This is a genomic window from Acinetobacter kookii (genome assembly GCF_900096895.1).
In the GTDB taxonomy this organism is placed as follows: domain Bacteria; phylum Pseudomonadota; class Gammaproteobacteria; order Pseudomonadales; family Moraxellaceae; genus Acinetobacter; species Acinetobacter kookii.
Window position 1 is genome coordinate 90,287 of record NZ_FMYO01000007.1, and the last position, 25,164, is coordinate 115,450.

Consider the following 25,164-nt stretch of genomic DNA (forward strand, 5'->3'; position numbering starts at 1 on the left):
GTTAGCTTTAAGAATTACAGAATTTAAATACCTAATTTTAGTCTACACATACCTTTGTAAAGATGATATTGAGTATTTTAAAGATTCCTATAGAGAAATATAAAAAAGAAGATTATTTTCCTATATTTTTTATACATAATGCATTTAATTTCTTTCGGCCTGAATCATAAAACCATCCCCATTTATTAAAGTATTGCCATGCACTTTTTAAGTGGGCTTTGAGCAAGACTTTATTTTTATAAGATCCTTGCTCATGTAAATGAATAACTTGAACTAATGGGTAATATATATTTCCGAATTTTTCCGCACAGCGACGTGATAAATCTACATCTTCCATATACATAAAATAACGCTCATCAAATCCACCTAGCTCAAGTAAAGCTTCGGAACGGAATAACATAAAGCAACCATGTAAATAAGGAACGAACACTGGCTTTGAAAGGTCAATCTTTTTAAGTAAATAATCTTCGTCCAAATTTTCAGCATATTTTGGTGAAAAACGACGAGCAAACAAATTTAATGGCGAGGGCAAAAGCCGAGCACCGTACTGATTTTCTCCATTTTCATAAACAATTTTTGGCAAATATAAACCTGCATCATGCGTAGATGCAAAATGTACTAATTTATCAAATTCAGTAGAATCAAACACAATATCTGGATTACAAATTAAGAAAAAATCACACTGCTTTGCAAATTGACGGATTGCTAAATTATGACCTGAACCAAAGCCAATATTACCCGGAGATTTTAAGTATTTAACTTTTTTATGCTCAAATTGATGTGCCCAATCAGTGTTATCATTATCAATTAAAATTACTTTAGAGATGTTTTCAGAACCCAAAAGGCTTTCTAATGTAAGCTTAAGATCAGAATAAGAGTGTTTATATATAACCAATGATGCAATAACTTTGCTCATAGACTTCCTTTTTTTCCTTTAAGACCATCTATGATAGATATAATAAAGTAATGTATATAAGAAAATTTATTTTTTTGAGTAAAAAATAAAATAATTTGCGCTATACAATTATTAATTAGCATAGAAAAAATCCAAGCTTTACTAATATGAGGCATATTTTTCATTAAAAAAAGATTACGCACCCTATAATATCTTCGATATGGAGAATGAACGGGGCAAGTTTTACCTAATAATGTAATAGTTGACTCCCCAACACTATGATACATTACAGCTTTGTTTGAAACATAAATTTTATAACCTTTTTGTAGTGCTCTAAAACACCATTCTGTATCTACATAATCTATAAAAAAATCTTCATTCATAAAACCAACATCTTGCAAGACACTTACAGGAATCAGTGAACCTGAAGAAATAATAATACCTACTTGTACAGGTTCAGCAATTTCACTAATATCAATTTTATTAATTAAACCATTATTCTTTACAATTAATCCTGGTGCATAAAAACCAAATTCTTTATCAATAAACTGCGGCCCTATAGCAGCAATTTTTCCTCCCATACCTTCAAGTTTATTATAATCTGAGACTAAATTTTTGATGAAATGTTCGTCAATTTCACTATCTTGATCAAAAAAAAATATTTTTTTTGCGCCCAACTCTAGAGCTTTTTTAATACCAGTGTTTTGTGCCCTTGCAATTCCATAATTTTCTCTTAGTGAAACAACTTCAGCATTAATTAATAAAGCCGATAGTTCATTGATATTTTTTGAAAAATTATCAACAATCACAACGTCGGTACACGATGCCGAAAGCATTTCTGTCAGTTTTGATAAGTTTTGAAGATTAGGGTTGTATGTTACTATTACACTTATTAATTTCATAAACTTTATCTCGAAAACTTACTTAAAAAACTAAATAATAAAGGAAAGAGGATTAAGATAGTTATTGCACCAGGAGAAAATATAGGCGCCTGAAAAAGACTTGTGTACAACATAAATGAAAAATATGCTATGTATTTAATTCTCATGTCATCTTTTAAAAAATATGATCCACAAAATATATAAGAACAAAATATAATAAAAAATACAGGAGTAAAATACCCAAAATCTATATAAAAATAACTATATAAAGTTCCATAAGCATTGTAATAATTATTAGTAGCATTTGAATACAAACTAAATTCACTTAATATTTTAGGGATATATATATATGGTATTTTATCTCCATTTAATCCAAATAAAAAAAGAAAAGGTGCAATTAAACTATTAATTATGACTTCAAATGGATAACCATCTGGATTTAATCTTTTAGTATCAATCTTTTGAGAAAATATAAATATTGGCAAAATATGGTATTCAAAAAGACTTAAAAACTCATTTGATAGATCCTCAATACTTCTGTTTTTTCTTGACAATAACATAATAATTGAAGAAACAAATAATACTAATAAAAGTATAAAATATTTCTTTATAAATTTAAAAAAATTTTCACCATTCAGAACACTTTTAATAAACAATACTAGCATACAAAAATAAATATTAAATCTCCCCCCATAAGAAAGATTAAATAAAATCAATAAAATCAATATAAAGTAAAAATTGAATTTAGCTATTTTTGTATTAGAATTCGAGACATAAATCAAATAAAACCAAAGTGAAGGTACAATATAAAAATTAGTAAGTGCATTTATAATATTTGATCCATAAGCTAACCTTTGGATAGAGTCATCCTCATAGTAGTTAATTCTTAAATATTCAAAACCATTTTCAAAGCCTATACCAAATAATACAATAGTTGGCCTTACTAAGAAAAATAGCGATATAAATAACATCGAATAATCAAAAAATCTTTTAGAAGAAAAGCTTATCACATGATTAGCTTTTTTCTCAAAAACAATACTTAAGTATATGATTATAAAAAAACTTGAAAAATATATAAGAATTAAAAAAAATTCACTACCACTTGAGGGTATATATGTAAAACCTCTATACAATAAAAAACAAAAGATTTGCAAGAAAATCAAAAATAAAAATGGAGTGAATAATTTTAAATACATACAACTACCAAGATTTAATAGAAAGCAGCATTTTTAAAAATAATATTTTTAAAAATAATACTATATTTTTATTATTTCTATAACTAATTCTATTTTTAAAAAAAATATTCTGTAATCCATTATTTATTAAAAATGGATATTTTTCAAAAATATTTTTATAGGCCTCTATAGGATCACTTTGCTTAGAAATACTCATGTCACCTATATTTTGATCCACTAAAACTTTATTCAAATGAAAAATATTATTTTTTCTTCTCAATCTTAAAATAAAGTCCCAATCCTGCAATCTTTTGATTTCTTCATCAAACATTACCTCCATAGCTATACAGCTTCTTACAAATATAGTTTGTGTACTAATAAAGCTATATTTTTCGATCTTATCATAAATTTTTTCAATACTAACTTTAGCCTTAGGGACAATTATCTTTCTATTCCATCTACCTGTAGTTTTCATTGAACAAAAACATAAATCTATTTTATCGTCATTTTTCAATATATTTAGCTGCTCAAATAATTTTTCTTCATACCAAATATCATCACTATCATGAAAAGCAATATACTCCCCCTGAGCCATTAAAATACCAGTATTTCTAGCACCATTTGCCCCTTTTTTTCTTTGATTTTTAACAAATTTAATTAATGGTGAATTAAATGAATTAACCACTTCCTCTGTGTTATCAGTTGAAAAATCATCTACAATTATAATTTCCTGAGGAAGCAAAGTCTGGTCTAATACACTTTGAATAGACTCTCTAATCAAATGAGCACGATTATAGGTCGGAATAACTACACTAATTGCATTTGGTATATAATTCATTCAATTCAATCTCTCAAAATAGTTCTGCAACTTTTAATATCGGCGCTAGACTATCTTTATCTGTCAAAAGTAATTTCAACCCTTCCTCAATTGGCCATTCAATACTTAAATCTTCATCATTCCACAAAATTGATCGCTCACACTCTTTAGAATAGTAATCTGTGGTCTTATATAAAAACTGTGTATTATCTTCCAAAGCAATGAACCCGTGTGCAAAACCAGCAGGAATCCAGAATTGCTTATGATTTTCTCCACTCAATTCCACCCCGACCCATTGACCAAAAGTTTCTGAGTCTTTACGTATATCTACAGCAACATCCCAAGCACGACCTTGTACCACACGCACCAATTTCCCTTGTGCATGTGGATTTAACTGGTAATGTAAGCCACGCAAAACCCCTTTTTTAGAAAATGAATGATTGTCCTGAACAAACTGTGGGATATCCAAACCACGTTCAGCTAATGCTTTTTCAAATACGTGCTGGTTAAAACTTTCCATAAACCAACCACGATCATCACCAAATACTCGTGGCTCAAAAATTAATAAATCTTTAATCTTCGTTTCTATAACATTCATTAGACTGACTCAAACTTGAAAATACATGACAAACGAAGTGCCCATTTGGGCACTTTCACTCTATTAGGCTTTAGCTACATGCTCATCATATAGTTTCAACAAATACTGACCATAACCAGTCTTTTTAAAAAACTCACCACGCTGTTTGAGTTGTTCAGGACTAATCCAGCCATTATTAAAAGCAATTTCTTCCAAACTTGCGACTTTTAAACCTTGGCGATTTTCAATAGTTTGAACAAAATGACTTGCTTCTAATAAAGAGTCATGTGTACCTGTATCTAGCCATGCGAAACCGCGACCTAACACCTCAACATTTAAGGCATTTTTTTCAAGATAGATATTATTCACGTCGGTAATTTCTAACTCACCACGGTGTGAAGGCTGAATATTTTTTGCAATTTCAATGACATCATTGTCATAGAAATATAGCCCAGTTACTGCATAGTTTGACTTCGGCTTTTCTGGTTTTTCTTCAATGCTGAGCGCTTTACCTTCAGCATCAAAATCAACCACGCCAAAACGCTCAGGGTCATTCACATAATAACCGAATACAGTTGCACCAGTCGCCTGCTGAGTCGCACGTTTGAGCTGATCGCTGAAATGCTGACCGTAGAAAATGTTATCACCTAAAATCAGGCAAACATTATCTTTGCCTATAAACTTTTCACCTAAAATGAAAGCTTGTGCCAAACCATCTGGGGAAGGCTGAACTTTATAGGACAACTGAATTCCTAGTTCTTCACCTGTACCCAATAATTTTTCAAAATTAGGCAAATCTTCAGGTGTAGAAATAATTAAAATTTCACGAATACCCGCTAACATTAAAACCGATAAAGGATAGTAAATCATCGGTTTATCGTAAATTGGAAGCAGTTGCTTGGATGTACCCATAGTAATTGGATACAAACGTGTCCCCGAACCACCGGCTAAGATAATCCCTTTACGTTTTATTGAAGTTGTCATGTTATAAAATCTCACTAATGACTTGAGCCACGCCTTGCTGCCACTCTGGCAAACGTAGCTTAAAAGACTGTTGTAATTTTTGCGTATTTAAACGCGAATTCAGTGGTCGACATGCTGGTGTTGGATAAGCTGAAGTTGCTATTGGATTTACTTTTTGAATAGCTAAAGTCATGCCACGTTGGCGTGCTTGTTCAAAAATATAATTCGCATACTCATACCATGTAGTTTCACCAGCTGGTGCCAAATGATAATGACCATGTAATTGTTTTTGCTGATCAAGCGTTTGTAAGGTGTAATAACGTAGCGATTGTGCTGTCACATCAGCAATTAAAGCTGCACCTGTTGGTACGCCCACTTGATCCTGAATAATTCCTAGCTCTTCTTTAGTTTGAGCCAATTTTAGCATCGTCTTAATAAAGTTATGACCATGTGTGCCATAGACCCAACAAGTGCGAAAGTTAATAAACCGAACTTGACTAGTTTCTAAAGCAATTTCACCATCACGTTTGCTACGCCCATAATAATTTACAGGCTGTTTGACAGCATCTTCCGTCCAAGCACTGGTCCCTGTACCGTCAAACACATAATCGGTTGAGTAATGTATTAACAATACATTCTGCTGTTTACATAAATCAGCCAAATGCGCCACTGCTGTATGATTAATTAAATCAGCAGCATGCTGTTCAGATTCGGCTTTATCTACAGCTGTATAAGCCGTCGCATTGATCACGATATCAGGTTGAATTTGATTAAATACTTGTGCTATTGCTGAGAAGTTTGCAACATCACCACATAATCCATTTTCATTGATAGAGCGATCTAAGGCTGTGACTTCACCTAATGGTTGTAATGCACGTTGAAGCTCCCATCCAACCTGACCATTTTTACCTAGAAGTAAAATTTTCATCTGATTGATTAAGCCTGTTCCGTTTGATATTGCTGTTGAATCCAGTTTTTATATTCACCACTTTGAATATGCTCAACCCATTCTTGGTTATTCAGATACCATTCAACAGTTTTACGAAGTCCAGTATCAAAGGTTTCTTGTGGTATCCAACCCAAATCTTTTTTGATTTTACTTGCATCAATTGCATAACGTAAGTCATGTCCAGGGCGATCTGTCACATAAGTAATGAGGTTTTGATAGTGTTCAATACCTGCTGGCTTGTTGGGTGCTAATTCTTCTAGCAACTCACAAATGGCTTTGACCACATCAATATTTTTCTGTTCGTTGTGTCCACCAATATTATAGGTTTCACCCACCGCAGCTTCTGTCACGACTTTATATAAAGCACGAGCATGATCTTCTACAAATAACCAATCACGGATTTGATGACCATTACCATAAACAGGTAAGGCTTTACCCGCCAATGCATTTTGAATAATTAGAGGAATAAGCTTCTCAGGGAAATGATAAGGTCCGTAATTATTTGAGCAGTTCGTCACCACAACAGGCAATCCATAGGTACGATGCCATGCACGGACTAGATGATCTGAACTTGCCTTACTTGCTGAATAAGGTGAACTCGGCGCATAGGGGGTTGTTTCAAGGAATAAATCTTCCGTGCCTTCTAAATCACCATAAACTTCATCGGTAGAAATATGATGAAAACGGAAGGCTTGTTTCCGAGGCTCAGCCAATGTATTCCAATATTGACGAGTCGCTTCTAAAAGCTGATACGTACCAATAATATTGGTTTCAATAAAATCTGCAGGACCAGAAATTGAGCGATCTACATGTGACTCAGCAGCTAAATGCATCACTGCATCTGGCTGAAAATTTGCAAATAATTGATCTAAAGCAGAACGATCACAAATATCTGTTTGCGAAAAAGTATAACGTTCATGATGATGAATGCTTTCTAGAGATTCCAAATTGCCAGCATACGTCAGTTTATCAACATTCAAAACACTATCTTGGGTATTCTGAATAATGTGACGCACTACCGCAGAACCAATAAAACCTGCACCACCTGTAATAAGTATGTTCATATATAACCCCAAGCTTAATTGTCCCCAAACAAATCACGTGTATACACTTTAGCTTTACAGTCATCCAAATCAGTATGCATGCGATTTGCTAAAATCAAATCCGTCGTTGCTAAAAACTCATTTAACGTATTGCGCAGCTTATAGCCTTCAAATACTTGTGTATTTAATGTCGGTTCATAAACCACAACATCAATATTGTACTCTTTTAACTCCCGCATAATATCTTGAATAGCAGAATCTCTAAAATTATCTGAACCTGCTTTCATAGTTAAACGATAAACTCCCACAACATTTGGGCGTTTCTTTAAAATTTCTTTCACAATAAATTGTTTACGGGTTTTATTGGAATGAATAATTGCTTGAATTAAGTTTTGTGGAACTTCTTTATAGTTGGCCAAAAGCTGCTTGGTGTCTTTTGGCAAACAGTAACCGCCATAACCAAATGATGGATTGTTATAATGCTGACCAATGCGTGGATCTAAACCAACCCCACGTACAATATCAAAACTGTCTAATTCATGTTTGGCACAGTAAGTGTCTAATTCATTAAAGTAAGCGACTCGCATAGCCAAATAAGTATTTGAAAACAATTTAACTGCTTCCGCTTCTGTCGACTCCATACATAAGGTTGGAGCATTTTTTTCTACAGTTGCATTTAAATAAAGCTTAGCAAGGGCTTCGCCACGCTCGGACTTTTCACCTATAATAATGCGTGATGGATATAAGTTGTCATATAGTGCCTTACCTTCACGTAAAAATTCTGGCGCAAATACAATTTGTTCACTGTTTAATTTTTTCTTTAGCTGTGCGGTATAACCAACAGGAATTGTAGATTTAATAATGATCGTGGCTTTAGGATTAAACGGTATAATTTGATCAATAACACTTTCAATTGATGAGGTATCAAAATAGTTAGTTTCTGAATCATAGTTGGTTGGGGTAGCCACAATAATATAATCAGCATCTTGATACGCATAATGCGCATCAAGTGTAGCAGTCAGGTTCAAATCCGGAGATTTTAATGTTTTTTCAATATATTCATCAACAATAGGAGATAAACGCTGATTAATCAGTTCCACACGTTTTTCGTCGATATCTAAGCTGATAACTTTATGTTGAAGCGCAAAAAGTACGGCATTTGATAAACCAACGTAACCTGTACCAACTACTGTAATATTCAACATTGTTCTTCCTGGAGTTTAAATTTTAATGAGTGTTTAAAAAAAGGGAAAAAATGAATTTTAAAAATTAGTCCATTTCGATAAAAATAGTTAAATATAGTAAGTGAAAGAAATTCAATCAGTAACACACTGTATGCTGCACCCTTCAGCCCATAAAGTGAAACCATAAAATATGAAACTGGAAGTGCAGAGCATGCTACGGCTAACATTTTTTTAGAAATATAAGAGTAACTTTCTTCTTTAATCATAAAACGTGCTGCAATAGTTCCCAACCCACTACATAATGTAGAAAGCCCAAGAACAATAATTAAATAATGTGCTTCTTGATATGCAGAACCATATAAAATGTTAATAATCCATTGACCAAATTGTGCCAAAAACATTATTACAAATGATGAGACAATTATAATAGTAAGATTAAGTTTTGCAATTATATAATAGGATTGATAATCATCTTTTTCTCTATATACTTTACTCAAGACTGATGTAATAATAGAAAAATTAATAAATGACCAAGCAGTACCTAGCGTAACAGCTACTGCATAAATTCCAAGATCTTTTAGAGATGTCAGTTTTGCTAACATTAGACTGGTGATTTGTGTATAGAAACTTATAGCTAAGGTTGAAATAACTAAAGAACCACCAGCTAAAAAATAATATTTTCTATACTTACTTTGATTAGAAAACTGTGCTTTGTGATCTCGATTAAACCAATATTGCTTTAGCAAATATGGAATCAACGTGACTAATACTATAGGAATAGAAAGATATGCGTATTCCATTTCAAATACAACAATCACATATCGTACTGCTAATGCAATTGACAAACCAACCATGTTCACAATTGCATTGATATATGAGTGAAGAACAGCATTATTATAAATTGCATAAATATCTTGCGTAATAAAATATGTTGCAAATGCTGTAGCTATACCAAAAATAAGTGTTAATAGGTCTGTAAAAATATATAATCCTAATAATATTGGTAAACTCATGAGCAAAAATAAATAAAATCTTATTTTTTGAGTATTAAATAAATAATTTAATCCCGATTGATGATTCTTACTAACACGTTTAAATAGAATTTCTTGATTACCAAACCAAGTTAGAGTTTGGACAAATGTAAACAATGTGGTTGCTAATGCTATTTTTCCGAAATTAGTTGGTCCAATATATTTTGCTACATAGGAAGTGACGAAAATCAACCCAAATATTGAGATAATTTTCTCAAGCATCATCCATAGGGAATTGGACACAATTTTTCTAGAAAAAACTTCCATAACTAAAATTAGACTCTAATATTCTTGGTTAATCATTACTTAATGATTAAAGATCTATTAAACTTCTTGCATAAATCATTTTTTAATCAATCTTTATTAGCAATGAAAATTCCCTCTCTTTTTTAAGGACAGGGTTAGGGAAAGGTTTCTATGGAAAAAATCCTCATCCTAGCCTTCACCCAATGGGAGAAGGAACTTCCCAATTTAATTTCATTACTTTCTAATGATCATTTTTTGATTTATGAAAGAGGTCTATTATATGTAATAGTATTAACATAAATTATGTACAATTATAGAGGGTACAAAAAATAAAGTCCCGTTTTTTTTGAAATTTACATATTTCCCTAAAATATAATAATTTAATTCATTGATTTTAAAATATATTTATAATCATCCACATATTGAGCTAATATACTTAATAATTCAGGTATTTGATTTTGATTTACACACGTTTTTATATCATTAAAAACATGAGATATTTCATTGTAACTATAGAACTTTTCAAAAGATTTTAAAATCCGTTCATGTTCAGTCTTCTCTACATTTTCCTGATCAATCAGCAATTCTTCATACAACTTCTCACCAGGACGAAGTCCAGTAAACTGAATTTCAATATCACCCAGGCCATTTTCATCAACAGGACGGAAACCGCTTAAACGAATCATCTGTTTGGCCAAATCGACAATTTTTACCGGCTCACCCATATCCAGTAAAAATACGTCACCGCCCGTACCCATGGCCCCTGCCTGAATCACCAACTGGGCTGCTTCAGGAATGGTCATAAAGTAACGTGTCACTTCCGGATGCGTCACCGTGACCGGTCCGCCTTGTGCAATCTGCTTTTTAAACAAGGGAACCACGGAACCTGATGAGCCCAATACATTGCCAAAACGCACTATACTGATTTGTGTTTGCGGTTTTGTTGCAGCCAAACCCTGACAGTACAGTTCCGCCATCCGTTTAGATGCCCCCATGACATTGGTCGGGCGCACGGCTTTATCGGTGGAAATTAAAACAAAGGTTTCCACACCCTGATTCACCGCCGCATCAACACTGCGTGCAGTACCAATTGAAGTATTATAAATGCCTTCAAACGGATTGGCTTCTACCAATGGCACATGTTTGTAGGCTGCGGCATGATAGACCGTTTGTACCTGATACTCGGCAATAATACGTTCTAATTTGGCCTGATTGGTGACAGAACCCAGAACAGGAACAACCTGGATACCCGAATTTTGCAGCTCACGGTCAATCGAATACAGCGCAAACTCTGACATTTCAAACAGAACCAATAGCTTGGGCTGATGTTTGACAATCTGGCGACACAGTTCCGAACCAATCGAGCCGCCTGCCCCGGTCACCATCACCACCTTATTTTTAATGTTTTTTTCTAGAAGTTCCGGCTTTGGCGGTACAGGGTCACGGCCCAGCAAGTCAATAATATCCACCTCACGGATATCGGAAACCTGCACCTGCCCCCCGACCAGTTGGGTCACGCCCGGCAATTCCATGATTTTGACATCAGCCAGCTCAAAGGATTCAATCATCTCTTTTTTACGCGCCCGGCTGACCGAGGGCATGGCCAGCAAGATTTCTTCAATATGAAATTTGCCTAATTTACCCAAGGCTTTTTTCGGCGCATAAATTTTTAAACCGCTGAGGGACTGACCGTGCAGCGAGGCTTTATCATCAATAAAACAAATCGGCAGATAATCATCAGATCGATGCAAGGCAGCCGCAATCTGTTGGCCTGCAAGCCCTGCGCCATAAATGGCCACCCGCTTACGGTTCTGTTTTTTGGCAAAAGTGCGCAGCGTGGCATAACGAATCACCGCGCGGCTCCACCACATGTAAGAGAACAGCACAAAGCCGTACATGAGTGGAATACTCATGGGAATAAACGCCAAGTTAAGTTTTTTTATGGCATATAAACCCACAATCTGGATAAAGGTCGCAATGGATAAACGCAGTAAATAGTCTTCGTTAAAGGAACGGACAATGGCGCTATAAATACCCAATAAGGTAAAAACCAGAACACCAAAAACGCCGACATAGACATACCAGAAATCAAACCCCTGCATGACTGCAACGTTTGGCGTTGCCAAACGGATGGCATAGACCAGCCACATGATCACAGGCAAAACACAGATATCCATCGCCACCAACACGATTTGTTTTTGGCGACGCGGCAAAGATGCTAAATATCGGATGATGTCTTTCACTAAGGGCTCTAAATCGGTAAAAGTCAGAAAACTGAATGGCGCATATTATACGCCCATTCCGCTTTAAATATCTGCCATCACCGTCTGAATTGCAGTCACGGTTTTTTGCATGCTCTGTTCAGACAAGGTGGGGTGTACCAGGAACATCAGGCTGCTTTCACCCAAAGCTTGCGCATTGTGCAAACGCTGTTCAGGACGCCAAGGCGTATGCTCAAATGCCTTTTCCAGATACACTTCCGAACATGAACCACTAAAACACGGCACCCCCAAGGCATTGATTTCCGCCATGATGCGGTCTCGTGACCAGCCTTCAGGCAATGCATCACTATTGACTTGCACATAACACTTATAAGCCGCATGCACATAGTCACTTGACGGTTGAGCAACGGTGAAATAGGGACTATTGGCAAAGGCACTTTGAATTTTATGCATATTTTCAAGGCGTTTTACTGTCCATTCCGGCATCTGTTTCAGCTGGAGTCGTCCAATCACTGCCTGCATTTCCATCATGCGCCAGTTGGTGCCAAAGGAGTCATGCAGCCAGCGGAATCCTGGCGGATGCTGCGTGTTGTAGACACTGTCAAAGTTCTTGCCGTGGTCTTTATAGGACCACATTTTTTTCCAAAGTGTTTCATCATTGGTGGTGACCATGCCACCTTCACCGCCCGTGGTCATGATCTTGTCCTGACAGAAGGACCATGCGCCAATATGACCGATGGAACCGGCAGATTTTCCTTTATACATTGCACCATGCGCCTGGGCGCAGTCTTCAATTACATAGAGGCCTTTTTCCTCGGCCAATTGCATGATCGGGTCCATATCGCACATCCAGCCGGCCAGATGTACGCAGATAATTGCTTTAGTATTTGGTGTAAGTACCGCTTCAATGCTACGGCGTGAAATGTTTTGCGAGTCCAGTTCAACATCGGCAAAAACCGGATTGGCCCCGGCTGTCACAATTGAACTTGCAGATGCCAGGAAAGTACGTGAGGTGACAATCACATCATCACCCTGACCAATGCCCAGTGCTTTTAAAGCCAGATCCAGCGCTACGGTGCCATTCGCCACAGCCACGGCATAATCCGTTCCGGCAAATTGTGCAAATTCCTTCTCAAATTCACGACATTCCTGACCGGTCCAGTAATTCACTTTATTGGACAAAAGGACTTTTGAAACCGCATCTGCCTCTGCTTGCGTGAAACTTGGCCACGGCTCAAATGCACTGTTTAACATGGAATTTTCCTAGCTTTAAATTCTATCTGGATTCAACGATACGTGCCGGATTACCCACCACGGTAACGCCAGCCGGTACACTTTTGGTCACCACGGCGCCCATACCAACAATCGCACCACGACCGATAACCAGAGGTTGTTCAGGTGTGCCCTGCTTGATCATGGCACCCGCACCAATGTAGGCGTGGTCTTGAATATGAATATTGCCGTTGCATTTTACCCCTGGCGCAAAGGTAACGAAATCCCCAATCACGCAATCATGCTCGACATAGCTGTATAAATTGGCGTGGAAGCATTTTCCAATTTTAATATTCGAGGTAATAGTCACAAATGGACTCAGGGCTGCACCAGCTGCAATCTGGGCATCATCCATCAGCACCACATTATCTGCCATAACTGACCAGAGCTGAATACCATCCGCTTCCAGGCGATTGGCGATTTTTTCACGCACCTGGCTATTGGCAATGGCAATCAGCACCTGTTTCTGCGCAGCAGGTTCAGCCAGAAAGCTGGCATAGTTCATGGCACGATGAGCATTGACCGTGGTGATGGCAGTCTGTGCATCATCAATAAACACAATTTCAGATGGGTCCTGTTCACGGGCCAGTTGCTGCCGCGCCACCGGCATCAGGCTACGCCCACAGCCCGAAGCCCCATATATGGCATAGAGTTTAGTCATTTTTCTGTTCCCGTGTGCCGGTAAATTTTGTCATGGTTGCCTCGCCTTCGGCACTGATGTCATCCTTGGCCAGCACTTTTTTTACGGTTTTCAGCATAATTTTAAAGTCCAGCCACAGCGACTGATTTTCCACATACCAGGTATCCAGCTTGAATTTTTCTTCCCAGCTGATGGCATTACGCCCATTCACCTGTGCATGTCCGGTCATGCCGGGACGCACATTATGGCGCTTGGCCTGCTGGCTATTGTATAAAGGCAGATATTCCATTAACAGTGGCCGTGGTCCAACGATACTCATCTCACCTTTAATTACATTCCACAGTTCCGGCATTTCATCCAGACTGCTTGAACGCAGCATTTGACCAAAGGGCGTTAAACGTTCACTGTCGGGTAATGGATTTCCGTTTTCATCCACTGCATCTTTCATGCTGCGAAACTTGATCATTTCAAAGGGTTTGCCATGCAGACCCGGACGCACCTGGCGGAACAGGACCGGTGAGCCTAAGTTTTTACGCACCTTATAGGCCACAAAAAAATAGACTGGAGACAGCAGCAGCAAGGCCGTCGAAGCAATCACCACATCCAGAACACGCTTTAACATTCATTTCACTCATTATATATATTAAAGATCAGTCCAACGTCTATTCACTAATCCACCCGGATTGTTCATATGCAACACTTTTGCATAATTGCCCGCAGCGGTGGCACCTTCTGGAATATCCTTGGTGACGACACTGCCCGCGCCAATCGTTGCATTGGAGCCAATTTTAACATGGTTCACAATACAGACCTGAGGACCGATATAAACATTATCGCCGATTTCGGCAGCCTGACGCCCCCCATTCGCACCAATGGTGCTAAATTGCGACAAATTTACATTATTCCCAATGACGGTTGAAGGATTGACTACCAATGGCCCACCATGACCGATATACAAGCCATAGCCAATCTTTGTGGTGATGTGAATATCAATGCCGTATTGCTTTTTCTTGTAATAATAAATGGGATAGGCAAATTTTGCCCAAATGGATTTTGCGCTGGCGAGTCGCAACCAGACTGAAAAGTTAAAACCACGATTAAACAAATAGTTTTTTAAAAAGAGTTTAAAGCTGATCTTTCCAGTATAGCGATACAAGTCACTTTTAATGTATTTCACGATCATAAGACCATCTCTGAATTATTTATCCTGTCCACCCGATTCATCTCGGTCATGGCTTAGCAATGATCTGCATTTCTGTCAGCATATGTCGGTTTACTTGATGCACATCATATTTATTGAGTGCCATTTCACGGGAACGCTGTCCCATATAGGCAATCAGCTGGGGATCTTCAATAAAGTACTGCATGCTCTGCACCAGATCTTCGACCGATTTGACCGCCACCAGATAGCCATTTACGCCATTGCTCACCGTTTCACGGCAGCCCGGGGCATCGGTGGTAATAATGGCTCGACCCATCGCCATGGCCTCCAGGACCGTACGCGGGGTTCCTTCCCGGTAAGAAGGCAATACATAGACCGAACTTGCCGCGATGGCCGGACGTACATCACTCAGTTTACCCCAAAACTTGAGGGTATGATCCGCTACCCAGCGATCCAGCTCGGCTTGTGAAATTGCAGAAGGATTGTCATCAATCCAGCCGACCAGATGAAATTCCGTTTCAGGATATTGCGCTTTGACAATGCGTGCCGCTTCGGCATATTCACGCACGCCTTTATCACCGAGCAATCGGGCAATCAGCAAGAAAGAAGCTTTCACCTGCCCGTCTTCATTGAGCGGTAAAGGCATGAGCTCAAAATCCTGCACATTCACCCCTGAACCATTGACCACCACAGTCGGCTTGCTTGAATCAAGCAAATGCATCTGCTGGAACAGCTTTAAATCATCCGGATTCTGGAAAAACACTTTATGGGCATGTTTCAGTGCCTGGGCATACAAGCCATGCACCAGTTTTTGAAAAAAACTGCGTTTGCCCGATTCTATATTTTGAAAGGCATAACCCAGTCCGGTGATTAAGGCAAAACGCTGCGGCACCCGAGCCAGCCATGCCGCCAAAGTGCCATAAATCACCGGTTTAATGGTATAGCTCAGCACCATATCCGGCTGAATCTGGCGGATCATCTGATACAGGGTTTGCAGCAGCTTAAGATCGGCCAATGGATTGGTGCCTGCGCGCTGCATGGGGATGCCATGCACCTGATAGCCCAACTGCTGCAACTGCTTTAATTCATCGGGAAAATCCGTCAGGTCCGGTGCAAACACATGAATTTCATAACCCTGAGCATGAATCGCTTCCAACAGTTTACCCCTAAAGTTCAGGGCTGAAGGCAGATAGCTACAAATCATCAAAAACTTCATGCACCTTGTCTCCACATGTCCAGATACTGCTGACTCACGCTTTCAATACTAAAATGTTGTTCCACCCGTGCACGGCTGGCTTGTTTCAACTGTAATTTTTCCGCCTGGCTGGAATGGACATAATCCAAAATGGCATTGGCCAACGCCTCCGGATCACGTGGCGGCACAATGGCACCCAGCTCATCAACTATATATTTAGCATCGCCGACATCGGTACTGATACAGGGCAGACCGGATGCCATCGCTTCGACCAGCACATTGGGAAAGCCTTCGGTAATCGAGGTCATCAAAAAGGCATCCACCGACTGATAAAATGCCGGCATGTCGGAAACCTGATCGAGCAGATGCACTTTGTTTTTATCTAACCCGAATTGTTCAAACAGGGCTTTGACTTCGGGATTCTCTAAGCTTGCCCCACTGCCGGCAATTTTAAAAATAATCGGCTGATCTTTTAGTTTTGCAAGGGTCGTAAATAAATACGGATAACCTTTTGCCGTATGATAACGTCCGGCAAAACCAATGCTGATCGGTTGATGCAGTTCAGGATTGGGCTGGAACTTGTCCAGAAACACGCCATTGGCAATCACCTGAGCATTGCTATTTTTCAGGCCAAAGCGTTGATGCTGTTGCAAGGATGAATGCGCGCAATAAATCACGCCTTGGGGCTGCGCAGCCAGAACTTTACTCATGACCAGGGCGACTTTGGTACTCAGTGATTCTTCTTTGGGAGAGGCCAGCGAATGATGAATGCCCCAAAAAATCTCGGGTTTGGGGCTGAGACCAATGCAACTTAAACTGGTCAATACATTGGCATGGTACATCCAGCACTGCACCGTTTTTGGCGCAATCGACTTAAGCAAATGCCGCAGCTTAGCAATCGTCCCCAGTGTATTCAGCCCATTCCAGCCCAATGCATAATAGGATTGGCATTGCACCAGGGTTTCGGCATACACTTTTGATGTTTTCATCAGTGCGATAATCACATGCGCATACTGGTCGCGGGTCTGCTGAATCAGGCGTGCCAGCATCATTTCGGCCCCGCCCACTCCGGCAAAGTTGGTAATCACATGTACCATGACTGGTTTCGGCTGATTCATGCGGAGGGCTCCATCAGCTGCAGATAGCGCTGTTGCACGGTACGTTTATGGAATTGCAGACAATGTGCAGCTAATTCAGTGTCATCATACGTGACATATTCACCGAAAATTGCCTGTTGCATTGCCGCAGTCATGCCCGCCTGATCATTACATTCCACCAGCAAGCCAAATTTAGCATCCGCCAAAATTTCCTTTGGACCGCTCGGGCAATTGGTGCTCACCACTTTAATTTTCGAGGCCAAAGCCTGAATCAGCACCCCGGGCAAGCCTTCCCAATTAGAACTCAAGACAAACAGTTCCGCATATTTAAAATAGGCATAGGGATTAGGATCAAAGCCGGGCAGGTCGACCACAACGCTTAGGCTTAAGTCATGAATCAATTGCTCTAGTTCACCGCGTAATTCCCCTTCTCCCAGAATAATCAAGCGGGTTTTCGGGTGCTGTTGATACAAGGCATGGAAAGAACGAATCAAAAAACCAAAATTTTTTGCTTCGGTTAAACGCCCGACTGCCAGAATGACTTTATGTTCTGGCTGAAAGAAACGATGCTCAACCGCGACCTGCAATTTTTCAGCATAGGTCTCGTCAATCACCGGGTTATAAATGGTGACTAAATTGTTCTTGGAATAGGCATAATATTCACGAAAATCATCCAGCACGCCATTGGACACACAGACCACCTGACTGGCAGTTGGATAGGTCATTTTGACCAGGGTTTTCAGCAGCCACTTTGCCAAGCCCTGCAATTTCAAATTTTTTGAAGGGGTGGAAACCTCGCGTAAAATCAACCGGACCTGACTTTTGGCTAAACGTCTGGCCAGGGCAGCAATGATATTCGTATGGGTCTGGGTCGCCACCAGCACATCATAATCCACCGCCTGCAACAGTTTTTTCAGTGGGAAAATGGCATTGGCAACACGGCCACAGTTTAAATCAATCAATTGAATCTGCGGATCAACCTCGGGCAGGAGTTTACCTTTTACTCCGCTGATGTCACAGACCACCACATCCACTTTGCGTCCCTGCTGGACCAGGTTGTTGGCCAACTGAATCACGGTACGTTCTGCCCCACCACCCCCTAAGCTCGGCAAAAAAAACATGATTTTATTGAGCATAACAATACCTAAAAATGGAAGAAATTAATCGGTGCTTTTAGAAGCTTGCAGAGCCATTGCACGTTGCACACGCTGCTGATAATCATGGATGCCGGCCAGTTCTGAATCGCTGGCACAGCTGGCTTGAATCTTGGCAGCGTAGTCCGCAAAACTTGAAACCACCTTGGCGGGCACACCTATCGCCACACTGTTGTCCGGAATATCTTTGGTCACTACCGAACCGGCACCAATCACCACATTGGAACCAATCTTCACCCCCGGCATAACAATCGTATTGACCCCGATAAACACATGCGAACCGACCTGAATCGGGGCAAAGCGTTGATAGCGTTTGCCGTGCTGGTCTTTGACCAGACAGGTACTGCCATCATGAGTGATGAATTTCACCCCGGAAGTTACCGTAACATGATCGCCAATAGCAATCAGAAAGGGTTCCGAGCCCCAGCTTTTAATATAAATTCGGCAATGTTCACCTACGCTGACCCCTTTTTTCCGCGCATAAGCCACACTGCCTTTGGCCATAAAATAGACCAGGTCAAAGAGTGTATTGAAGACGGATTTTATCAATGCCATGCGCATGACCTTTAGAGCAGCAAAACAAAAAATGCGAGAAGTGGGCTATTTTACGCCTAAATTGGCGTCAGGCATATAATTGCGTTGCCAGGCTTATTTGATTTTTCTGGCAGGAATGCCGACATATATTCCCGGCTCGGCAAGCGTTTTGGAAACCAGACTGCACGCTCCAATTACACTGTTGTCCGGAATCTCGACGCCATCTAGAACCGTCACCCGGGCACCCAGCCAGATATTTTCCCCCAGGCTGACCCCCTGCTTGGTAATCTGGTCTTTCACCAAGATATCCGGATCATCAAATTTATGGTTACTGGCAATAATGATACTTTGCGTGCCAATACGGGTATTGTCGCCAATGCTGACTCCACCACAGCCATTGATAAATGACTTGGAATTGATGCTGACATCCTGACCAATACTGATATTGCCACCAAAACATTTGATATAACAACTTTCACCAATAAAGCTGTTGTCGGCAATGCTGAGCGTTGCGCCTGATTCCACAATCAGGCTGACCTGATCGCCGATATAGACATTTTTACCCATACGCACCTGACCTGCAATTTCAAGCGTAGTGCCTTTGCCAAAATATTTAAACCGGGTAGCAAAGGCCTGATTATAAACAACCTTGCGGCATTGTGCAGTGAACCAGTTCATGAGTTTTAAAGCTTTAAAAAACATCACTTTTTGCTACTCCACACAGAGAATAAAATGGCAAAGTTATAAAAAATCAGGGCAACCGGCACGGCAAGCAGCATATAGATCTTATCTTCTACCAGTAGATACAGGCCGAAAAATAAAACGAATTTAATCAATAACTCAATAATCTGCAATCTAAACAGCACATGGCTACTACGCTGTGCAATCAGGAAGGCAGAACTGGGCGGATTACAAAAAATGGCCCAATAGCCCAAGGCCAAAATCTGGAAATAGGTAGAGATGCCGACCCAGTCTTTGCCAAATACCCATAAATACAGCGATTCTGGCAGCACAAAAAACACGGCAAACAGCGGCAAAGACAGCAGACTCAGCAGTACACTGCTTTTCAGGGCTTCCTGACTATTTTCCAGATGTTTAAATTTGCGGATAAAGAACTGGCGAATGGTTTGCGACATTAAATTAATCGGCACCCGCAAAGTCCGCTCCACAATGGCATAAAAGCCCATCGCCTGCACACCGACAAAATGCGAGACCACATAATAAGGCAAGTTATGCGAAAAGCTGTTCAGCAAGGCATGTGGCGTATTGGAATAAATAAAATCCTGATAGTGCTTAAATGCCTGCCAACTGACCTGATAAAGCTGATTTTTTACAATATAAATCAATATAAACAGCAGCATCAGCACTGAACTGACACTGTAACTGTTGACCAGGCTGATGCTCATCAACAAGGGCAAACCCAGCTGTACCAGCACCACAATCAGGCTACGCAAAATATTCAGTCCGGCACAGAAATATTCGGCATGCGCGGCAAATTTATAGTTATAGATAGTTTGAATCAGGGTATTGGCCAACACACCGCTACAAATGGCAACCACCACAGCCGCATTAAAAATAAAACTTAAGATGATGGCACTGACCGCCACAATAGCTGTGGAGAACATCGTCCCTTCAAAGATCAGGCTTTTTTTGTCCTGCTCTTCCGCGACCAGTAAGGCTTGATCGAGACGCAAATTGGCAATGGTCGATAAAACGCTGACCACAGCCAATGCGATGCCATATTCACCAAAATCCTGCACCGAATAAAGACGCGTTAAAAAAGGAAGTGCGATAAATGTAATTATCGCACCTACCAATAAACTCGACGTGATTAAGCCAATCGACTGATATTTGGCAAAAATACGCGCAATCATGTCAGATTTTTAACGTACCAGCGCATGGCCAGCTGAATACCGGCATCAATTCGAAACTCAGGTGCATAACCCAGGGCTTGTTCAATTTTGGCAATGCTGGCTTGGGAGTGACGTACATCTCCGGCACGGAAGTCACGGTATACGGCATCTTTCGTATAGTTCACGCCATTTTCAGCCAATGCAGCCTGAATCGCACGATACAAGTCATTCAAGGTGGTACGGTCACCCACTGCGACGTTATAGACCTGATTTTTTGCGGCATCATCGGCTGTGGTCGCTGCCAGAATATTGGCTTGGACCGTATTATCGATAAAGCAGAAATCACGGCTGGTTTCGCCATCACCATTAATGAATACATCATCACCGGCAATCATGGCTGCGGTCCATTTCGGAATCACCGCCGCATAGGCTCCGTTTGGATCCTGACGCTTGCCAAAGACATTAAAGTAGCGCAAACCAATCGCTTTAAAACCATAAGTTCGGGCAAAGACTTCAGCATACAGCTCATTTACATATTTGGTGACCGCATAAGGCGAAAGTGGCTTGCCGATATTTTCTTCAACTTTAGGTAGTGCCGGATGGTCACCATAAGTTGAACTACTGGCGGCATAGGTAAAGCTAGAGACTTTGGCATCACGTGCAGCCGTCAGCATGTTCAGGAAGCCGCTGATATTGGTGGCATTAGTGGTAATCGGATCAGCAATCGAACGTGGTACTGAACCCAGAGCGGCTTCATGCAAGACATAATCCACGCCGGCACAGGCTTTTTGGCAATCTTCCAAATTACGAATATCGCCTTCATAGAAGGTGAATTTTGCCCATTGCACCGCACTGACCAATGACTGTACTTCATCTAAGTTATATTGATGACCGGTAGCGAAGTTATCCAAACCAATAACAGTTTGATCAAGTTTTAACAGTGTTTCTAACAGATTGGAGCCAATAAAACCGGCAACCCCCGTGACCAGCCACGTTTTCGGTGCTTGCTTTAACTGTTCACAAACCAGCTGATATTGACTCATGACGATACTTCCTAACACTTTTTAAATTACAAACGAAGATCAGATTCAGACTGTGCAAGTACATATTTCAAATCATATAAAACATGTTCCGCTTTGCCCAAGGCACGAATTTTCTCTACGCCCATCTCTTTAAACTGATGATGTGCCACCGCCAGAATAATGGCGTCATAGCTGTTTTCTGTTAATGTCGAAACAGGATCAATCCCATATTCATGCTCGGCCTCGGCACGATCTACCCATGGGTCATAAACATCTACATTCACGTGATATTCTTTCAGTTCATTGACGATATCAATAATGCGGGTATTACGGATATCCGGACAGTTTTCTTTAAAACTTAAGCCTAAAATCAGCACCTTGGCATCTTCCACCTGAATGCGCTTTTTCAGCATGCCTTTCACTAACTGAGTCACCACATAGGCGCCCATACCATCATTCAAACGGCGGCCAGCCAAGATGATTTCAGGGTGATAACCAATCGCTTGCGCTTTATGGGTGAGATAGTACGGATCGACCCCGATACAGTGCCCGCCGACCAGACCCGGACGAAACGGCAGGAAGTTCCATTTCGTGCCTGCAGCCTCAAGTACCGCTTCAGTATCAATCTCCATTTTATTGAAGATCAAGGCCAGCTCATTAATCAGCGCAATATTGACATCCCGCTGGGTATTTTCAATCACCTTTGCCGCTTCAGCCACTTTAATGCTGGATGCCTTATGAGTGCCGGCTTCAATAATCAGGTTATAGACCTGATCGACAAAATCCGCGACTTCAGGCGTAGAACCTGAAGTGATTTTAAGAATATTGGTCACGCGGTGCAATTTGTCACCCGGATTAATGCGCTCTGGGCTATAACCCGCAAAGAAATCCTGATTGAATTTTAGACCGGATACTTTTTCCAATTCAGGAATGCAGACTTCTTCAGTGGCTCCCGGATAAACCGTTGACTCATAAACAACAATATCGCCTTTTTTCAGAACTTTACCAATACTTTGCGAGGCTTTGACCAGTGGCGTCAGATCCGGCTGTTTATATTCATCAATCGGGGTCGGCACCGTCACAATAAAGAAGTTGCAGTCGTTTAGATCTTCTAGATTTGCAGTATAGGTTAAATGAGTAGATTGTTTTAATTCTTCAGGCGAGACCTCTAAGGTATGGTCTTGACCGCTTTTTAATTCATCAATACGCTTTTGATGAATATCGAAACCAACAACAGAAACCTGTTTTCCAAACTCTACAGCTAAGGGTAAACCGACATAACCTAGCCCAATAATTGCTATTTTCAGTTCAGAGAGTTGTAACATATAGAAGCCTATGCGATCGATGAATTCTTGATCATCGTGACGTTGTAAATAGCATTATAATATAACAGAAATTGCAGTAATTTTAATTGTAAAATATTGTCTTTATAGGAGAGATCATTCAAACGGGCAATTTATGCCAATCTTAAAATCAGGGTTGATAAACGCCAAAAACATCACACAATAAATAAATTTAATTTTCTTGCTATTTCTTATTTAAAGATAACCCAGTAGTATTTCCACACCTATACCCAACATCTTACGATTCAACAACATCTTAAACTAGGTAACAAAACATTAATGGTATAAAATATTATTGTTCAAATTTCATTTATTGGACAAGTTACGCCCATATATTAATTTCAAATTATTTTTATAAACAGGATTTCGAGTGAGTTACTACCGTTATAGCGTTATGTTTGCACTGAGTTTAGGAATGACTGGTTGTGCAATCACTTCTGGTTTACAAACTTATGATTTACCTAGTGAAGGGGTTTATCAAACGGATTTGGGCACTCAAGTCAATGTAATCAAACTCACTCAAGAATCGCTGTTTGCCGTGCAGCCGGCTGAAATTAATATTCGTCAGGATTATGCCCATTTATTTCATACTTCCCATAAAAATTATAAATTGAGTCCCGGAGATATTCTTTCCATTTATCTTTGGGCCTATCCTGAAATTACTCCACCGACCAATACAATTAATAATGAACAAGCCGTTCAGGCCAACGGTTATCAAATTGACCAAAATGGCTACATCCAGTTTCCCATGATTGGACGTTATAAAGCCGCAGGAAAGTCATTGACTCAGGTCAACCAGGAGTTACGTAGCCAACTTTCCCATTATTTAAAAACCCCGGATGTGATTGCCCGGGTATTGTCTTATCAAGGTCAACGCTTTTCCGTGCAAGGCAATGTGATGAAAGGCGGACAATTTGCGCTTAGCGATCAACCTGTCAGCGTATATACGGCTTTAGGTATGGCAGGTGGGGTGAATTCCCAGCAAGGGGATAATGCTTCTATTACGCTGGTCAGACAAGGTCGTAGCTATCAGCTCAATAGTATTGAGCTGGAAAAAGCCGGACTGTCCTTACATAACCTGCTGCTCCAACCCAATGACACTTTATATGTCAATTCACGTGAAAACCAAAAAGTTTATGTGATGGGTGAATCGGGTAAAAACCAATCTCTGCCAATGCGCGATCAGGGCATGAGTTTAAGTGATGTTTTAGGTGAAAGTTTAGGTTTAAATCCGCTGTCTGCGAGCCGAAGTAAGATTTATGTGGTTCGCAGCAATGCCGGGGATAGCTCTACAGAAGTTTATCAATTGGATTTAACCAGTATTGCCGATTTTGGTTTAGCCAATAAGTTCAAGATGCGTAGCAATGATATTGTCTATGTCGATGCTTCTGGCCTGGCGCGTTGGCAACGTATAATTAACCAGATGGTGCCTTTTTCTAGCCTAGTTAATACAGCTAATAATTTGGGCAACTAATATGAATATTCAAAATATTCTTGTGGTTTGTGTAGGCAATATCTGTCGTAGTCCGATGGCTGAATATTTTTTAAAACAGCAGTATCAGCAACTACATATTGAGTCTGCAGGTATTTCCGGTTTAACCGGTCATGCGGCGGATCCAAAAGCCACCCTTTGTATGCAGCGCCTAGGCATTGATATGAGCGCGCATATTGCCAAAAAGCTGAACGCCAATCTGATTAAAAAGGCCGATCTGATTTTAGTCATGAGCCAAAATCAGCAAAAGCATATAGAGCAGACCTGGCCTTTTGCGAAAGGAAAAACTTTTCGCTTAGGGCATTGGCAAGGCAAAAACGTTCCTGACCCTTACCAGCATGAGCAATTGGTCTTTGATGAAACCTGTCAGTTAATACAGGATTGTATTAGTGACTGGACACAACATATTTAACTTTT

The 25,164-nt window shown here is 40.0% G+C and carries 25 protein-coding genes; 2 read left to right on the forward strand and 23 right to left on the reverse strand.

The window, feature by feature from the left end:
* Positions 1-112: 112 nt before the first annotated feature.
* From BLP85_RS10710 to tviB, 23 genes are all read right to left on the reverse strand, one after another.
* Positions 113-916: a glycosyltransferase gene (locus BLP85_RS10710; protein WP_092820074.1), complete on the reverse strand. Its 804-nt coding sequence runs from the start codon at positions 914-916 to the stop codon at positions 113-115.
* Positions 913-1,797 (reverse strand): glycosyltransferase family 2 protein, encoded by an 885-nt coding sequence (locus BLP85_RS10715; RefSeq protein WP_092820075.1) that lies wholly within the window; start codon positions 1,795-1,797, stop codon positions 913-915. The genes BLP85_RS10710 and BLP85_RS10715 overlap by 4 nt, the downstream gene beginning before the upstream one ends.
* Before the next feature lie 5 nt (positions 1,798-1,802).
* Positions 1,803-2,972, reverse strand: a complete 1,170-nt coding sequence (locus tag BLP85_RS10720; RefSeq protein WP_143002189.1) for an O-antigen polymerase — start codon at positions 2,970-2,972, stop codon at positions 1,803-1,805.
* Between the two features lie 4 nt (positions 2,973-2,976).
* Positions 2,977-3,789, reverse strand: coding sequence for a glycosyltransferase family 2 protein (locus tag BLP85_RS10730; RefSeq protein ID WP_092820078.1), 813 nt, complete (start codon positions 3,787-3,789; stop codon positions 2,977-2,979).
* 13 nt (positions 3,790-3,802) lie between these two features.
* Positions 3,803-4,366 carry a dTDP-4-dehydrorhamnose 3,5-epimerase gene (rfbC, locus tag BLP85_RS10735; RefSeq protein WP_092820079.1) on the reverse strand — a complete coding sequence of 188 codons (564 nt, stop codon included), beginning with the start codon at positions 4,364-4,366 and terminating at the stop codon, positions 3,803-3,805.
* 63 nt (positions 4,367-4,429) lie between these two features.
* Positions 4,430-5,329 (reverse strand): glucose-1-phosphate thymidylyltransferase RfbA, encoded by a 900-nt coding sequence (gene rfbA, locus BLP85_RS10740; RefSeq protein WP_092820080.1) that lies wholly within the window; start codon positions 5,327-5,329, stop codon positions 4,430-4,432.
* 1 nt (position 5,330) lies between these two features.
* Positions 5,331-6,236 (reverse strand): dTDP-4-dehydrorhamnose reductase, encoded by a 906-nt coding sequence (rfbD, locus tag BLP85_RS10745; RefSeq protein WP_092820081.1) that lies wholly within the window; start codon positions 6,234-6,236, stop codon positions 5,331-5,333.
* A gap of 8 nt (positions 6,237-6,244) precedes the next feature.
* Positions 6,245-7,321, reverse strand: coding sequence for a dTDP-glucose 4,6-dehydratase (gene rfbB / locus BLP85_RS10750; protein WP_092820082.1), 1,077 nt, complete (start codon positions 7,319-7,321; stop codon positions 6,245-6,247).
* Between the two features lie 14 nt (positions 7,322-7,335).
* The gene (locus tag BLP85_RS10755; protein ID WP_092820131.1) at positions 7,336-8,502 is read right to left on the reverse strand and encodes a nucleotide sugar dehydrogenase; all 1,167 of its coding nucleotides are present in this window, start codon (positions 8,500-8,502) and stop codon (positions 7,336-7,338) included.
* On the reverse strand, positions 8,499-9,758 hold the full coding sequence (locus tag BLP85_RS10760) for an oligosaccharide flippase family protein (protein WP_228143293.1): 1,260 nt from the start codon (positions 9,756-9,758) through the stop codon (positions 8,499-8,501). Before BLP85_RS10760 ends, BLP85_RS10755 begins: the two co-directional genes overlap by 4 nt.
* A gap of 383 nt (positions 9,759-10,141) precedes the next feature.
* On the reverse strand, positions 10,142-12,004 hold the full coding sequence (locus BLP85_RS10765; protein ID WP_092820084.1) for a polysaccharide biosynthesis protein: 1,863 nt from the start codon (positions 12,002-12,004) through the stop codon (positions 10,142-10,144).
* Between the two features lie 63 nt (positions 12,005-12,067).
* Positions 12,068-13,237 (reverse strand): DegT/DnrJ/EryC1/StrS family aminotransferase, encoded by a 1,170-nt coding sequence (locus BLP85_RS10770; protein WP_092820085.1) that lies wholly within the window; start codon positions 13,235-13,237, stop codon positions 12,068-12,070.
* 22 nt (positions 13,238-13,259) lie between these two features.
* Positions 13,260-13,916, reverse strand: a complete 657-nt coding sequence (locus BLP85_RS10775) for a NeuD/PglB/VioB family sugar acetyltransferase (protein WP_092820086.1) — start codon at positions 13,914-13,916, stop codon at positions 13,260-13,262.
* Positions 13,909-14,517, reverse strand: a complete 609-nt coding sequence (locus BLP85_RS10780) for a sugar transferase (protein WP_092820087.1) — start codon at positions 14,515-14,517, stop codon at positions 13,909-13,911. The genes BLP85_RS10775 and BLP85_RS10780 overlap by 8 nt, the downstream gene beginning before the upstream one ends.
* Positions 14,518-14,538: 21 nt before the next feature.
* Positions 14,539-15,078 carry a serine O-acetyltransferase gene (locus BLP85_RS10785; protein WP_092820088.1) on the reverse strand — a complete coding sequence of 180 codons (540 nt, stop codon included), beginning with the start codon at positions 15,076-15,078 and terminating at the stop codon, positions 14,539-14,541.
* 46 nt (positions 15,079-15,124) lie between these two features.
* Complete coding sequence (locus tag BLP85_RS10790) at positions 15,125-16,273, reverse strand: glycosyltransferase family 4 protein (RefSeq protein WP_092820089.1); 1,149 nt, start codon at positions 16,271-16,273, stop codon at positions 15,125-15,127.
* A complete protein-coding gene (locus BLP85_RS10795) occupies positions 16,270-17,370 on the reverse strand; it encodes a glycosyltransferase (protein ID WP_092820090.1) in 1,101 nt (366 codons plus the stop codon). Before BLP85_RS10795 ends, BLP85_RS10790 begins: the two co-directional genes overlap by 4 nt.
* A complete protein-coding gene (locus tag BLP85_RS10800; protein WP_092820091.1) occupies positions 17,367-18,485 on the reverse strand; it encodes a glycosyltransferase in 1,119 nt (372 codons plus the stop codon). The genes BLP85_RS10795 and BLP85_RS10800 overlap by 4 nt, the downstream gene beginning before the upstream one ends.
* Positions 18,486-18,509: 24 nt before the next feature.
* A complete protein-coding gene (locus BLP85_RS10805; protein WP_092820092.1) occupies positions 18,510-19,058 on the reverse strand; it encodes an acyltransferase in 549 nt (182 codons plus the stop codon).
* Between the two features lie 93 nt (positions 19,059-19,151).
* Positions 19,152-19,739, reverse strand: a complete 588-nt coding sequence (locus BLP85_RS10810; RefSeq protein WP_092820093.1) for an acyltransferase — start codon at positions 19,737-19,739, stop codon at positions 19,152-19,154.
* Positions 19,739-20,911 (reverse strand): lipopolysaccharide biosynthesis protein, encoded by a 1,173-nt coding sequence (locus BLP85_RS10815; protein WP_092820094.1) that lies wholly within the window; start codon positions 20,909-20,911, stop codon positions 19,739-19,741. Before BLP85_RS10815 ends, BLP85_RS10810 begins: the two co-directional genes overlap by 1 nt.
* Entirely contained in the window at positions 20,908-21,933 is a 1,026-nt protein-coding gene (locus BLP85_RS10820) for an NAD-dependent epimerase/dehydratase family protein (protein ID WP_092820095.1), read from the reverse strand. The genes BLP85_RS10815 and BLP85_RS10820 overlap by 4 nt, the downstream gene beginning before the upstream one ends.
* Before the next feature lie 26 nt (positions 21,934-21,959).
* On the reverse strand, positions 21,960-23,237 hold the full coding sequence (gene tviB / locus BLP85_RS10825; RefSeq protein ID WP_092820096.1) for a Vi polysaccharide biosynthesis UDP-N-acetylglucosamine C-6 dehydrogenase TviB: 1,278 nt from the start codon (positions 23,235-23,237) through the stop codon (positions 21,960-21,962).
* A 412-nt stretch (positions 23,238-23,649) separates the two neighbouring features.
* Here tviB and BLP85_RS10830 point away from each other — a divergent pair, with 412 nt between their 5' ends.
* Together BLP85_RS10830 and BLP85_RS10835 are read left to right on the forward strand one after the other, a co-directional pair.
* Complete coding sequence (locus tag BLP85_RS10830) at positions 23,650-24,729, forward strand: polysaccharide biosynthesis/export family protein (RefSeq protein ID WP_092820097.1); 1,080 nt, start codon at positions 23,650-23,652, stop codon at positions 24,727-24,729.
* Between the two features lies 1 nt (position 24,730).
* Positions 24,731-25,159, forward strand: coding sequence for a low molecular weight protein-tyrosine-phosphatase (locus tag BLP85_RS10835; protein ID WP_092820098.1), 429 nt, complete (start codon positions 24,731-24,733; stop codon positions 25,157-25,159).
* The last annotated feature ends 5 nt before the right edge of the window (positions 25,160-25,164 follow it).

What these genes read in the sequence shown, in the direction of transcription:
- BLP85_RS10720 (WP_143002189.1), bottom strand. Translation starts at nt 2,972, where the DNA reads ATGTATTTAAAATTATTCACTCCATTTTTATTTTTGATTTTCTTGCAA.
- BLP85_RS10730 (WP_092820078.1), bottom strand. Translation starts at nt 3,789, where the DNA reads ATGAATTATATACCAAATGCAATTAGTGTAGTTATTCCGACCTATAAT.
- rfbC (WP_092820079.1), bottom strand. Translation starts at nt 4,366, where the DNA reads ATGAATGTTATAGAAACGAAGATTAAAGATTTATTAATTTTTGAGCCA.
- rfbB (WP_092820082.1), bottom strand. Translation starts at nt 7,321, where the DNA reads ATGAACATACTTATTACAGGTGGTGCAGGTTTTATTGGTTCTGCGGTA.
- BLP85_RS10835 (WP_092820098.1), top strand. Translation starts at nt 24,731, where the DNA reads ATGAATATTCAAAATATTCTTGTGGTTTGTGTAGGCAATATCTGTCGT.
- BLP85_RS10715 (WP_092820075.1), bottom strand. Translation starts at nt 1,797, where the DNA reads ATGAAATTAATAAGTGTAATAGTAACATACAACCCTAATCTTCAAAAC.
- BLP85_RS10710 (WP_092820074.1), bottom strand. Translation starts at nt 916, where the DNA reads ATGAGCAAAGTTATTGCATCATTGGTTATATATAAACACTCTTATTCT.
- BLP85_RS10780 (WP_092820087.1), bottom strand. Translation starts at nt 14,517, where the DNA reads ATGTTAAAGCGTGTTCTGGATGTGGTGATTGCTTCGACGGCCTTGCTG.
- BLP85_RS10790 (WP_092820089.1), bottom strand. Translation starts at nt 16,273, where the DNA reads ATGAAGTTTTTGATGATTTGTAGCTATCTGCCTTCAGCCCTGAACTTT.
- BLP85_RS10815 (WP_092820094.1), bottom strand. Translation starts at nt 20,911, where the DNA reads ATGATTGCGCGTATTTTTGCCAAATATCAGTCGATTGGCTTAATCACG.
- rfbD (WP_092820081.1), bottom strand. Translation starts at nt 6,236, where the DNA reads ATGAAAATTTTACTTCTAGGTAAAAATGGTCAGGTTGGATGGGAGCTT.
- rfbA (WP_092820080.1), bottom strand. Translation starts at nt 5,329, where the DNA reads ATGACAACTTCAATAAAACGTAAAGGGATTATCTTAGCCGGTGGTTCG.
- tviB (WP_092820096.1), bottom strand. Translation starts at nt 23,237, where the DNA reads ATGTTACAACTCTCTGAACTGAAAATAGCAATTATTGGGCTAGGTTAT.
- BLP85_RS10820 (WP_092820095.1), bottom strand. Translation starts at nt 21,933, where the DNA reads ATGAGTCAATATCAGCTGGTTTGTGAACAGTTAAAGCAAGCACCGAAA.
- BLP85_RS10770 (WP_092820085.1), bottom strand. Translation starts at nt 13,237, where the DNA reads ATGTTAAACAGTGCATTTGAGCCGTGGCCAAGTTTCACGCAAGCAGAG.
- BLP85_RS10830 (WP_092820097.1), top strand. Translation starts at nt 23,650, where the DNA reads ATGTTTGCACTGAGTTTAGGAATGACTGGTTGTGCAATCACTTCTGGT.
- BLP85_RS10785 (WP_092820088.1), bottom strand. Translation starts at nt 15,078, where the DNA reads ATGATCGTGAAATACATTAAAAGTGACTTGTATCGCTATACTGGAAAG.
- BLP85_RS10810 (WP_092820093.1), bottom strand. Translation starts at nt 19,739, where the DNA reads ATGTTTTTTAAAGCTTTAAAACTCATGAACTGGTTCACTGCACAATGC.
- BLP85_RS10805 (WP_092820092.1), bottom strand. Translation starts at nt 19,058, where the DNA reads ATGGCATTGATAAAATCCGTCTTCAATACACTCTTTGACCTGGTCTAT.
- BLP85_RS10795 (WP_092820090.1), bottom strand. Translation starts at nt 17,370, where the DNA reads ATGAATCAGCCGAAACCAGTCATGGTACATGTGATTACCAACTTTGCC.
- BLP85_RS10775 (WP_092820086.1), bottom strand. Translation starts at nt 13,916, where the DNA reads ATGACTAAACTCTATGCCATATATGGGGCTTCGGGCTGTGGGCGTAGC.
- BLP85_RS10800 (WP_092820091.1), bottom strand. Translation starts at nt 18,485, where the DNA reads ATGCTCAATAAAATCATGTTTTTTTTGCCGAGCTTAGGGGGTGGTGGG.